The following is a 12,019-nucleotide window of genomic DNA, read 5'->3' on the forward strand; positions in this document are numbered from 1 at the left end:
TTGCCAACTTCGAGGCTCCTATGGACACCTTCTTCGCCCTGCTTCAGGGCCTCTCCGTCGCCATCGCGCCCATGAACCTGCTGTTCGCCCTCATCGGCGTGCTGCTGGGCACGGCGGTGGGCGTGCTGCCCGGCATTGGTCCGGCGCTCACCGTGGCGCTGCTGCTGCCCGTCACCTACAAGCTCGATCCCGCCGGCTCGCTGATCATGTTCGCGGGCATCTATTATGGCGGCATGTATGGCGGCTCCACCACCGCCATCCTGATCAACACGCCGGGCGAGAGCGCCTCCATGGCGACCGCCCTCGAGGGCAACCGCATGGCCAAGGCCGGGCGCGGCGGGCCGGCGCTCGCCACCGCCGCCATCGGCTCCTTCGTCGCCGGCACTATCGCCACTTTGGGCCTCACCTTTCTGGCCCCGACGCTGGTGGAGATCGCCGTTAAGTTCGGGCCGGAGGATTATTTCGCGCTCATGTGCGTGGCCTTCGTCACCGTCTCGGCCACTTTCGGGGATTCGCCCGTGCGCGGGCTGACCAGCCTGTTCATCGGCCTCGCGCTGGGGCTGTTCGGCATCGACAAGCTCACCGGACAGGCGCGCCTTGCCTTCGGCGTGCCGGAATTGCTGGATGGCGTCGAGATCACCACGCTGGCGGTCGGCCTGTTCGCCATCGGCGAGGCGCTGTTCGTGGCCTCCCGCCGCAGCCATGCGCCGGAGCAGCTGGAGCCCGTGCGCGGCTCGCTCTGGATGAGCCTTGATGACTGGCGGCGCTCGTGGAAGCCGTGGCTGCGCGGCACGGCTTTGGGCTTTCCCATCGGGGCCCTGCCGGCGGGCGGGGCGGAGATCCCGACATTTCTCTCCTATTCCATCGAGCGGCGGCTCACCAAGCATCCGGAAGAGTTCGGCAAGGGTGCCATCGAGGGCGTGGCGGGGCCGGAAGCGGCCAACAATGCCTCCGCCGCCGGAACGCTGGTGCCGCTGCTCACCCTGGGCCTGCCCACCTCGGCCACCGCTGCCATGATGCTGGCGGGCTTCCAGCAATATGGCCTCAACCCCGGCCCGCTGCTGTTCGCCGATCACCCGCAGCTGGTGTGGGGGCTGATCGCCTCGCTGTATCTGGCCAACGTCATGCTGCTGGTGCTGAACCTGCCGCTGGTGGGCCTGTGGGTACGCCTGCTCGCCATTCCCCAGCCATGGCTCTATGCCGGCATCCTCGTCTTCGCCACCATGGGCACCATTGCCGCGAAACCCTCGGTGGTGGAGCTGGGCATGCTGACGCTGTTCGGCCTCATGGGCTATCTCATGCGCCGCTTCGATTATCCCATCGCCCCGGTGGTGGTGGGGCTGATCCTCGGGCCGGTGGCTGAGGCGCAGCTGCGCCGCGCGCTCTCCATCAGCCTCGGCGATCCCATGGTGCTGCTGGAGAGCCCGATTTCTGCGACGCTTCTGGCCATTGCCGCCATCGCTTTGATCGCGCCCTTCGCGCTGAAGGGCCTCAACCGCTTCAAGGCGGAGGAGGATTGAGGTGGCATTTTAGTCCTCGCCCAAACGGAGCTTTCCCGCTGCGAGACAGGTCCCCTCTCCCGCTTGCGGGGGAGGGTTAGGGAGGGGGCAGAAGACGCGCAGTCACACAGGGCCGCGCTCTCAGGTCGTCATGGCCGGACTAGGTCCCGAAGTCGGATGTTTCCGACTTCGGTTTCATAATGCGTAAGTCGGCAAAAGCCGACTTCCGGCCATCCACGTCGGGCCGACAGTGGCGACCTCCGAATACTGAGCCTAGCCCAACCACGTGGATGCCCGGGTCAAGCCCGGGCATGACGAATGGATGGGGTGTGCGAGCGTTTGAAACGCAGCCGGCATGTGGCTGCATTTACTATTAATCCCCTGCTTAATGGAACCCGTCCCCGCGCTACGCGCGGCCCCCTCCCAACCCTCCCCCGCAGGCGGGAGAGGGCTTTGTGGTGCGCCCGGTCGGGTGCGGCGACCTTCCCGCTGCGAGACAGGTCCCCTCTCCCGCTTGCGGGGGAGGGCTAGGGAGGGGGCAGAGGACGCGCAGTCACATATGCCGCGCTCTCAGGTCGTCATGGCCGGACTTGATCCGGCCATCCACGTCGGGCCGACGGTGGCGACCTCCGAAACCCGAGCCTAGCCCAACCACGTGGATGCCCGGGTCAAGCCCGGGCATGACGAATGGATGGGGCGTGCGGGCGTTTGAAACGCAGCCGCCATGTGGCTGCATTTTCTATTAATCTTCCGCTCAACGGAACCCGTCCCCGCGCTGCGCGCGGCCCCCTCCCAACCCTCCCCCGCAAGCGGGAGAGGGCTTTAGGGTGCGCCCGGTCTATCAGGCAAGTACTTATCGCTGCGCGACAGGTCCCCTCTCCCGCTTGCGGGGGAGGGATAGGGAGGGGGCAGGCCGGGTGGAACGGAAGGCTACCCCCTTGCCAGATCGCCCAGCAGGTTCGCGGCCAGCGTCAGCTTGGAGAGGGTGAGGCCGGAGGCGGTGATGTCCTGAACCGTGGCGCGGATGCGGTCCACCTCCTTGCGGCGGTGTTCCACCCACGCCTCGACCCCCTCTTCCCCGGTGCCGCCCTGCGCCAGCACTTCCGCCGTGATCTGGCGGGTGAAGGTCTCCATCTGCGCCAGGGCGCGGTCGAGGGCGAGGCGGTCGTAATAGTCCGGCGCGGTGATGGCGCGGGCCGAGGTCACGATGTCGTCCACCGCGAAATAGCGCCCGGCGGCGAAGAAGGTGGGCGCCACCTCCGCGATGCCGCGCCCCGTGCGCTCGGCGAGCTGGGCGATGTCCGAGCCCACGGCCAGCGCCGGCAGAACGGCGATGTCCAGCGCCAGCGCCTGCGGCACCCGCTTGCTGATCAGCTCCGCCACCCGGCGGTCGCGCGCCGCCCGCCAGCTCTCCGGCAGGCTGGCGTCCATGCCCGCGCCGATGGCGGCGATGGCCGCGCCATAGCGCTCCACCACCCCGGCGATGCCGTCGGCGAAGGAGACGTTGCGCAGGAACCAGATGGTGCGGCCGATCATCAGCGACTGCACCTCCTTGTAGAGGGCGAGCTGCACCTCGCCGTCCACCTGCGTGTCCAGCGCGTCGATGGCGGCGTTCAGCGCGCCGAGGCGATAGCTGTCGCGCACCGCCGCAAAGGCGCGGGCGATGCCGGCGGCATCCGCGCCGGTCTGGTCGGCGATGCGGGTGACGCCCGCCGGTCCCCCCTGATTGACGATGGCGTTCGCGAGCCCGGTGGCGATGATCTCGCGGCGCAGCCGGTGGGCGGCGATCGCCTCCGGGAAACGCTCGCGCAGGGCAGCCGGGAAGTAAGCCTGAAGCTCGTGCGCGAGATAGGCGTCATCAGGCACGTCGGAGGCGAGCAGGTCCGCATAAAGCGAGAGCTTGGCATAGGCCAGCAGCACCGCCAGCTCGGGGCGCGTAAGGCTCTCGTTGCGGGAGCGGCGGTCGCCGATCTCGCTGTCGGAGGGCAGATACTCCACCGCGCGGTCGAGTTCGCCGCGCCCTTCCAGCACCTGCATCATGCGCTGCTGGAAGGCCAGATCCTCGGTGCCGCGCCGCTCGGCCAGCGACAGGGCCAGCGGCTGGAGATAGTTGTTGCGCAGCACGAGGGCGGCCACATCCGGCGTCATCTCGGCCAGCAGCTTGGCCCGCTCGGGCGCGGAGAGCGCACCTTCGGCCACCGGCAGCGAGAGCGCCACCTTGATGTTCACCTCCACGTCGGAGGTGTTCACGCCGGCCGAATTGTCGATGGCGTCGGTGTTGAGCTTGACGCCCTTGCGCCCGGCCTCGATGCGGCCGCGCTGGGTCATGCCGAGGTTGGCGCCTTCGCCCACCACCTTCACCCTGAGATCGGAGGCGGCGATGCGGATGGCGTCGTTGGCGCGATCGCCCACCTGCGCGTCGGTCTCCTGCGAGGAGCGCACATAGGTGCCGATGCCGCCGAACCACAAGAGATCGGCCTTGGCCTTCAGGATGGCGGTCATCACCTCGGCGGGGGCGGCCTCGGGCTTGTCCAGCCCCAGCAGCGCGCGCACCTCGGGCGAGAGCGGAATGCGCTTGGCGGTGCGGGCGAACACGCCGCCGCCCTGCGAGATGAGCGCGGGATCATAATCCGCCCAGGACGAGCGCGGCAGAGCGAACATGCGTTCGCGCTCCGCATGGGCCTTGGCCGGATCGGGCGTCGGATCGAGGAAGATGTGGCGATGGTCGAAGGCGGCCACCAGTTTCAGCGCCTTCGACAGCAGCATGCCGTTGCCGAACACGTCGCCGGACATGTCGCCGACCCCCACCACGGTGACGGGGGTGGTCTGGATGTCCACGTTCAGCTCGCGGAAATGGCGTTTCACCGCCTCCCACGCGCCGCGGGCGGTGATGCCCATGGCCTTGTGGTCATAGCCCACCGAGCCGCCGGAGGCGAAGGCATCGTCCAGCCAGAAGCCGTGCGCCTGCGAGATGGCATTGGCGGTGTCGGAGAAGGTGGCCGTGCCCTTGTCGGCCGCAACCACCAGATAGGGGTCGTCGCCGTCGAGCCGCACCACGTCGCGCGGGTGCACCACCTCGCCGCCCTTCAGGTCGTCGGTCAGGTCCAGCAGGCTGGAGACGAAGGTCTTGTAGGCGCTGATGCCCTCGGCCTGGATGGCCTCGCGGGTGCCGTTCGCGGGCAGGCGCTTGGGCACGAAGCCGCCCTTGGCGCCCACGGGCACGATGACCGCATTCTTCACCTGCTGCGCCTTCACGAGGCCCAGCACCTCGGTGCGGAAATCCTGCGGCCGGTCGGACCAGCGCAGGCCGCCGCGCGCCACGGGGCCGAAGCGCAGATGCACGCCTTCCACCTGTGGTGAGTAGACGAACACCTCATAGAGCGGCAGCGGCAGCGGCAGCGCCTCCACCTTCGCGCTCTCATATTTGATGGCGATGACGGGCCGGGGCTGCCCGTCCGCGTCCGGCTGGTAGAAGGTGGTGCGCAGGGCCGCGTCCACCAGATTGACGAAGCGCCGCAGGATGCGGTCCTCGTCCAGGCTGGAGACGTCGGCGAGCGCGGCCTCGATGGCCTCGCGCAGCGGCGTCTCGCGGGCTGCTCTGGCTTCCAGCGTCTCGTCGCGGGAGGGATCGAAGCGGATGTGGAACAGGCGGACGATCTTCTCCGCCACGCCCGCATGGTGCACCAGCGTGGTCCAGAGATAATCCTGCGAGAAGGCGATGCCCGCCTGCCGCAGGTAGCGCGCCAGCGCGCGCACCAGCGCCACCTCGCGCCAGTTCAGCTGGGTGTCGAGCACGAGGGCGTTGAAGCCGTCGTTATAGGCCTCGTCGCGCAGCACGGCGGTGAGCAGGTCTTCCAGCCGTTCGGCGGAGCCCGAGACCTCGATGTCGCGCCCGTCGGTGCGCTCGAGGCTCATCTCGTGCACCCAGCTCAGCGCGGCTTCGCTGTTGCCGCGGCCCTTGGCCTCGATTTCGTAGGAACTCTCGTCGATGGCGCGCAGGCCCATGTTCTCCAGCATGGGCACCCGCTGGGAGAGCGGCAGCGGCCGGCCGTGGGAGAGCAGGCGCAGCGAGATGCGGCTCTGGGTGTCGTCCGCGCCGCGATAGAAATCCAGCGCCACCGGCCGGGCGTCCGACAGGCGTTCCAGACGGGCGATGTCCTCCACCGCCGTCTGCACCCCGTAGGCGGCGATATAGCCGGCGTCGAAGGCATTGCCATAGCGCTCGGCCAGCTGCTGCGCCTCGCGCATGCCGTGGGAGGCGAACAGCGCGTCGCGCAGGCGGTCGGCCCAGGTGAGGGACAGGCGGGAGATGTCCTTCTCCAGCGCGTCCCGGTTCACGTCCGGCGTGCGGCCTTCCTGCCGGCCGATGATGTAATGCACGCGGGTGAGCGGCAGATCGACGAGGAACACCGGCTCCACCGCCGCCACCTGCCCGGCATAGGCCTGCGCCAGCGCGGCGCCGACCCGCTTGCGCAGGGACGCATCGAAGCGTTCGCGCGGGGCGAAGACGAGGACCGAGACGAAGCGGTCGAACGCATCCACGCGCGGCAGCACGCGCACGCGGGGCCGGTCGTAGAGGGAGAGGATGTCGAGGGCGTGGGCCTGGAGCGTGTCGAGATCGATCTGGAACAGGTCGTCGCGCGGATAGGTTTCCAGCACGGTGGCTAGCGCCTTGCCGGAATGGCTGTCCGGATCGAGGCCGGCGCGGTGCAGGGCCGCTTCGGACTTGGTGCGCAGATAGGGAATCTGCGCCACCGAATGGGTGTAGGTGGTGGAGGTGAACAGGCCGATGACGCGCAGTTCCCCGGTCAGGCGGCCTTCGTCGTCATGCAGCTTCACGCCCACATAATCGAGGAAGACGCGGCGGTGGACCTTCGAGCGCAGGGACGATTTGGTGATGATCAGCGGCTTGCCGCCGGCCAGGAACTGGCGGATCTCGGGCGTCGTCACCACCGGCTCGCTGCCGAGGCGCAGCTCGTGCACGGCCGGATCACGCAGCACGCCGAGGCCGCTCTCGGGCACCGCCTCAAGGCCGCCCTCCGGGGTCAGCGCATAGGCGCGCAGGCCGAGGAAGATGAAATTGTCGTCCACCAGCCAGTCGGCGAGGTCGGCGGCTTCCAGCCGCTCGGCGGGGGTGTAGGGGGCGCTGTCGTCGCGATAGCGGTCGGCGGTCTCGGCCACCCGGCCGCGCATGGCGAGGAAATCGGTGTTGGCCGCGCGCACGTCGGCCAGCACGCGTAGCAGCGCCTCGCGCAGCTCGGCCTCGGCTTCCGCGCCGCCGAGGGCGGGAATGTGCAGGTGGATCAGGCTCTCGCGCTTGAGGCCGCGCCCGGCGGCGGCGGCAAGATCGGTCTCCACCCCGGTGACGCTGGCCCCCGCGCGCTCCAGCGCGAAGATGGGATGGGTGACGAGCTGGACCTCGATGCCCCGGTCGGTCAGCTCGGCGGCGACGGAATCGAACAGGAAGGACATGTCGTCATTCACCGTCTCCACCACCGTGATGGCCGGCTGGCCGGGCAAAGCGGGGGTGAAGACGTGCACGTCGCTGGCGCCGGGCTTGTGGGCGGACAGGTGCCCCCAGGCGGTGCGGGCGAGGGCCGCGATGGCTTCGGGCAGGAGGGCTTCCACATCCTCCGGCGCTGCGCTGCCGAACAGCTGGCGGGTGAAGGCTTCCGGCACGCGGGCGCCGTCCGCTTTCAGGAGGCTCACCGCCATGGAAAGGCGGGCCTTGTGTCCGAAGGTGTCGGCGCCCTGACTGCCCTGGATATTCATCACATCTCTCCTGAGGCTCTTGCGCAGGCCTCGTTTTGAGCGATCCTCGCTCCCGCATGGGAGGCCGGGGGATGGACGGGATGTCTGCGCCCCCGGCGAGACAAAAGAATGACGAGGCAATCGGATATGGCGAAAAAGATGACGTCCGCACCCGCAACGCGCAAGCCCGCCACGCTTGATGAAGCGCCCGCCGCTTCGCGCGCCGCGCCCAAGAAACGGGCAGTGGCGGCGGCCCCTGCGGCGGCGAAAGCGGGGCAGACGTTGAACGGCAGGTCAGCGCCGTCCGCCGCCGCGCCGAAAGCCTCGAAAAGCTCCAAGGTTGCGTCCTCCACAACCACGGCGGCGGTGAAGCCCGCCAAGGCCGTGAAGCCGGCCACCAAGCCCGCACCCGAGGCGCCGACCGCCCTCGATCTGCCGCCGGCGCCGCTGGATGCTGCAACGCAGGCCTATTTCGACAAATGCGTGGAGAAGCTCGGCTTCGTGCCCAACGTGTTGCAGGCCTATGCCTTCGACATGGCCAAGCTCGGCGCGTTCGCGGCCATGTATAACGATCTGATGCTAGCGCCCTCCGGCCTCTCCAAGCTGGAGCGGGAGATGATCGCGGTGGCGGTCTCGGCGGTGAACCGCTGCTATTACTGCCTCACGGCCCATGGGGCGGCGGTGCGGGCGCTCTCCGGCACGCCGGAGCTGGGCGAGCAGATTGTGATGAACTACCGCGCCGCCCGGCTCGACAGGCGCCAGCGGGCCATCCTCGATTTCGCGGTCAAGCTCACCGAGGCCCCGCACACCATCGAGGAGGAGGACCGCGCCGCCCTGCGCACGGCCGGCCTCAGCGACCGGGACATCTGGGACGTGGGCGCGGTTGCGGCCTTCTTCAACATGTCGAACCGCGTGGCCAGTGCCACCGACATGCGGCCCAACGCCGAGTATCACGCGCAGGCTCGTTGAGGGCGGCGGCGGGGGCGGGGCAGGTCATGCCGGCCGCTGCCGTCACGCCGCCGTCATAAGACCTTAGCAAAGATCGCCGCGACCGGCGGGCGCGGGGCTTCTGGCCCGCGCGCCCGCAGATATGAGATACCAGCAAAGCCGGGGTTCCATGGACTATTTCAGGCGTTTCAAGTTCCTCTTCGCCACGCCCGCCTTCGATGGGGATGACCTGGAGGGCCTGCGCTTCAACGAGATCGTGGACGAGATCGAGCGCTCCGGCTTCGAGGTGGTGAAAGCCCGCAAGGTGGAAGACGCCGAGATCGCGGTGCAGACCGACGCCGCCATCGGCTGCATGCTGGTGGACTGGGGCAAGAAGGGGCTGGAGGGCAAGACCGCCTCTCTGATCAACCTGATGCGCAAGCGCGGGCTGGATTTCCCCATCATCCTCCTCATCCGCCGCAAGCGCTTCGAGGAACTCCCCGTCGAGGTGCTCGATTTCATCGACGGCTATGTGTTTCTGGCCGAGGAGACCCCCTCCTTCATCGCCAAGAACATGATCAGCCGCCTCAAGCAGTATGCCGAGACGCTGAAGACCCCCTTCTTCGGCGCGCTGGTGGACTATGCGGAGGAGGGCAACCAGCTCTGGACCTGCCCCGGCCACAACGGCGGCGTGTTCTATTCCCGCAGCCCCATCGGCCAGGTGTTCATGGACCATCTGGGCGAGGCCGTCTTCCGCGACGACCTCGACAATTCCGTGCTCGATCTCGGCGACCTGCTGACCCACGAGGGCCCCGCCCTTCAGGCGCAGAAGGAAGCCGCGCAGATCTTCGGGGCGGAGAAGACCTATTTCGTGCTCAACGGCACATCGACCTCCAACAAGGTGGCGCTGGCCGCTCTCGTCACCGAGGGCGATCTGGTGCTGTTCGACCGCAACAACCACAAGGCCGCCCATCACGGTGCGCTGATGATCTCCGGCGGCATCCCGGTCTATATCCCCACCGCCCGCAACGCCCACGGCCTCATCGGCCCCATGCGCTGGGAGGAATTCGACGAGGAGACGCTGCGCGAGCGCATCCGCACCCATCCCCTCGTGAAGGATCCGGAGGCGTGGCAGAAGCCGCGCCCGTTCCGCGTGGCGGTGGTGGAGCAGTGCACCTATGACGGCACCATCCACAATGCGCAGATGATCATCGAGAAGATCGGCCATCTCTGCGAATACATCCTCTTCGACGAGGCATGGGCGGGCTTCATGAAGTTCCACCCGCTCTATGCGGGCCGTTTCGCCATGGGCCTGAAGGATCTGGGGCCGGACGCGCCGGGCATCATCGCCACCCAGTCCACCCACAAGCAGCTGGCGAGCTTTTCCCAGGCCTCGCAGATCCACATCAAGGATCGCCACATCCGCGGCCAGAAGCGGCGCGTTGAGCATCGCCGCTTCAACGAGAGCTTCATGCAGCACGCCTCCACCTCGCCTTTCTATCCGCTGTTCGCCTCGCTGGACGTGGGCGCGCAGATGATGAAGGGCCGGCAGGGCGAGGTGCTGTGGGACGACACCATCCGGCTCGGCATCGAGCTGCGCAAGAAGATCCGCGCCGTGCGCCGCGAGTTCGAGGAAAAGGAGACGCGCGCCGAGCGCCGCTGGTTCTTCGATCCCTTCGTGCCCGACCGGGTGAGCATCCCCGACGTGCTGAAGCCGGAAGCCTCCCATGACGTGCCGTGGGAAGCCATCGGCACCGACCAGCTGGCCACCAATCCCGCCTATTGGGCGCTGGAGCCGGGCGCGGGCTGGCATGGTTTCTCGGACATGGCGCCGGGTTTTGCCATGACCGATCCCAACAAGCTCACCCTGCTGACCCCCGGCTTCGACCGGGCCACCGGCACCTATGGCGAGCACGGCATCCCGGCCCCGGTGGTGGCGCAATATCTGCGCGAGAACCGCATCGTGGCGGAGAAGAACGACCTCAACTCGCTGCTCTTCCTGCTCACGCCGGGCGTGGAGGCCTCCAAGGCCGGCACGCTGATTTCCGGCCTCGTCGCCTTCAAGAAGCTGCATGACGAGAATGCGCTGCTGGAAGAGGTGATCCCGGAGTTCTACAACCGCCGCAAGCGCCGCTATGCGGGCGTGCGGCTGCGGGATCTGTGTTCGGAGATGCACGGCTTCTTCCGCGCGGCCAATGTGTCCGCGCTGCAGACGCTGCAATTTTCCGCCGACCATCTGCCGGATCTGGCGCTTTCCCCCATGGAGGCGGCGCGGCGGCTGGTGCGCAACGATGTGGACTATCTGCCCATCGGCGATCTGAAGGGTCGCATCGCCACCACGCCCTTCGTGGTCTATCCGCCGGGCATCGCCACCATCGTGCCCGGCGAGCGCCTGACCGAGCGGGCCCAGCCCATGATCGATTACCTGAAGATGTTCGAGACCTGCTTCAACACCTTCCCCGGTTTCGACGTGGAAATCCAGGGCGTGTACCGTGAGAAGGACGCTGCCGGTCGGGTCCGGCTTTACACTTATGTGGTCGCCGAATAGACCGCAGGCAGGACAGGATGGGGAAGCCGCGCCGCGCGGCTTCCCGACGGGGATGCGTATGGACGCGGGCAGAGATACGGCGAACGACGTGGTGATCCGGCCCTCGCAGGAGGGCGACGTGGAGGCGATGCTGGCGATCTACCGCCGTCATATCCGCCGCGGCGTGGAGGAAGGGGTCGAGGAAACCGGCGTGCCCGAGCCGGACGACCTGAAGGACCGTCGCAAGAACTTCAAGAGCAAGCGCTTTCCGCACATCGTCGCCACCGTCAACGGCGTGGTGGTGGGCTATGCCTATGTGGTGCTGTTCCGCAAAAGGCCCGCCTATCGCTTCACCGTGAAGCATTCCATCTATGTGCATCACGAGCAGCACGGGAAGGGCGTTGGCGGCCGGCTCATGCAGGGCCTGATCGACGCCTGCGCGGCAGCCGGCTTCCGGCAGATGATCGGCTATATCGACGGCGACAATATCCCCTCGCTCAAGCTGCACGAGCGCCATGGCTTCGTGCGTGTGGGCCATCTGCCGGCGGTCGCCTATCGCTATGGTAAATGGTCGGACAGCGTGATGATGCAGCGCTCGCTGGGCCCCGGCAGCACCACGCCCCCGCCGCCCGTGGTGGTGCGCTGAGCTTTTTTCTCCGCGCGCCAACTATTCCGCCTGCTATCCGATACCTCTGCCCTGCCGGATACTGGCTTGTAGTACCGGGACTTTCCCAGCTTCCCTACAGATTGGAACCATTAGCATTATTTGATCGGTGCTGGACGAAATATTAATTCTTGACCATGATGCTGCCCTACTGAAGAGAAGCTTTGGCGGGGCGCTCATGATCAGGGATGCATCTGTTCTGGACTGTGGGTCCGCATCCCCGCTGCTGGGCGATGCAGGAACGAAGACCGAGCAGGCCGCCGTTTCGAGGCGCGATGCGGCCCGCGCCAGCCTTGAAGCCGAAATCCTGCCCGTGGTGCGCAGGGTCCAGGAGACTGTGGCCGGCACCGGGGCCTGCGACATCACCTTTACAGTGGTGGACTACGTCTTCGTGGGCATCAGCCTGCAATTTCGCACCTGCGGCGCGCTTGCGTCCGAGGTGGACATCATGATGGCGGGCACCTGGACGGCCCGCCGGGTGAATGGCGGCAATGCCGGCGTGATCAATGCCAACCTCTCCAAGGGGCCGGGCCTCGCGGCCAGCGTCCGGCAGCTCCTGAACGCCGAGGTGATGCGCATCCGCCGCCAGCGCGCCATCGCCGCTCTCCCACCCGTCGTCGTCAGTCAGAGCTGAGCCTGTCGCCCGCTCCA

General features: G+C 67.7%; 6 protein-coding genes. 5 read left to right on the forward strand and 1 reads right to left on the reverse strand.

Going from position 1 to position 12,019, the window contains the following annotated elements; genetic code table 11:
* Positions 1–20 precede the first annotated feature (20 nt).
* Positions 21–1,520 (forward strand): tripartite tricarboxylate transporter permease, encoded by a 1,500-nt coding sequence (locus IEW24_RS21320; RefSeq protein ID WP_188582438.1) that lies wholly within the window; start codon positions 21–23, stop codon positions 1,518–1,520.
* Between the two features lie 909 nt (positions 1,521–2,429).
* On the opposite strand, the gene IEW24_RS21325 is transcribed toward IEW24_RS21320, so the two are convergent.
* The gene (locus tag IEW24_RS21325; protein ID WP_188582440.1) at positions 2,430–7,271 is read right to left on the reverse strand and encodes an NAD-glutamate dehydrogenase; all 4,842 of its coding nucleotides are present in this window, start codon (positions 7,269–7,271) and stop codon (positions 2,430–2,432) included.
* 345 nt (positions 7,272–7,616) lie between these two features.
* Here IEW24_RS21325 and IEW24_RS21330 point away from each other — a divergent pair, with 345 nt between their 5' ends.
* The 4 genes from IEW24_RS21330 to IEW24_RS21345 all read left to right on the forward strand — a co-directional run bounded on the left by IEW24_RS21330 (position 7,617) and on the right by IEW24_RS21345 (position 12,002).
* On the forward strand, positions 7,617–8,219 hold the full coding sequence (locus tag IEW24_RS21330; RefSeq protein ID WP_244644600.1) for a peroxidase-related enzyme: 603 nt from the start codon (positions 7,617–7,619) through the stop codon (positions 8,217–8,219).
* Positions 8,220–8,367: 148 nt separating this feature from the next.
* Positions 8,368–10,725 (forward strand): Orn/Lys/Arg family decarboxylase, encoded by a 2,358-nt coding sequence (locus IEW24_RS21335; protein ID WP_188582444.1) that lies wholly within the window; start codon positions 8,368–8,370, stop codon positions 10,723–10,725.
* Between the two features lie 58 nt (positions 10,726–10,783).
* The gene (locus tag IEW24_RS21340) at positions 10,784–11,350 is read left to right on the forward strand and encodes a GNAT family N-acetyltransferase (protein WP_188582446.1); all 567 of its coding nucleotides are present in this window, start codon (positions 10,784–10,786) and stop codon (positions 11,348–11,350) included.
* Between the two features lie 196 nt (positions 11,351–11,546).
* Positions 11,547–12,002 (forward strand): hypothetical protein, encoded by a 456-nt coding sequence (locus IEW24_RS21345; RefSeq protein WP_188582448.1) that lies wholly within the window; start codon positions 11,547–11,549, stop codon positions 12,000–12,002.
* The last annotated feature ends 17 nt before the right edge of the window (positions 12,003–12,019 follow it).

It is taken from the genome of Azorhizobium oxalatiphilum (genome assembly GCF_014635325.1).
Classification (GTDB): Bacteria; Pseudomonadota; Alphaproteobacteria; order Rhizobiales; family Xanthobacteraceae; genus Azorhizobium; species Azorhizobium oxalatiphilum.

Coding starts and splice junctions, on each gene's coding strand:
- IEW24_RS21320 (WP_188582438.1), top strand. CDS start 21: ATGGACACCTTCTTCGCCCTGCTTCAGGGCCTCTCCGTCGCCATCGCG.
- IEW24_RS21325 (WP_188582440.1), bottom strand. CDS start 7,271: ATGAATATCCAGGGCAGTCAGGGCGCCGACACCTTCGGACACAAGGCC.
- IEW24_RS21335 (WP_188582444.1), top strand. CDS start 8,368: ATGGACTATTTCAGGCGTTTCAAGTTCCTCTTCGCCACGCCCGCCTTC.
- IEW24_RS21340 (WP_188582446.1), top strand. CDS start 10,784: ATGGACGCGGGCAGAGATACGGCGAACGACGTGGTGATCCGGCCCTCG.
- IEW24_RS21345 (WP_188582448.1), top strand. CDS start 11,547: ATGATCAGGGATGCATCTGTTCTGGACTGTGGGTCCGCATCCCCGCTG.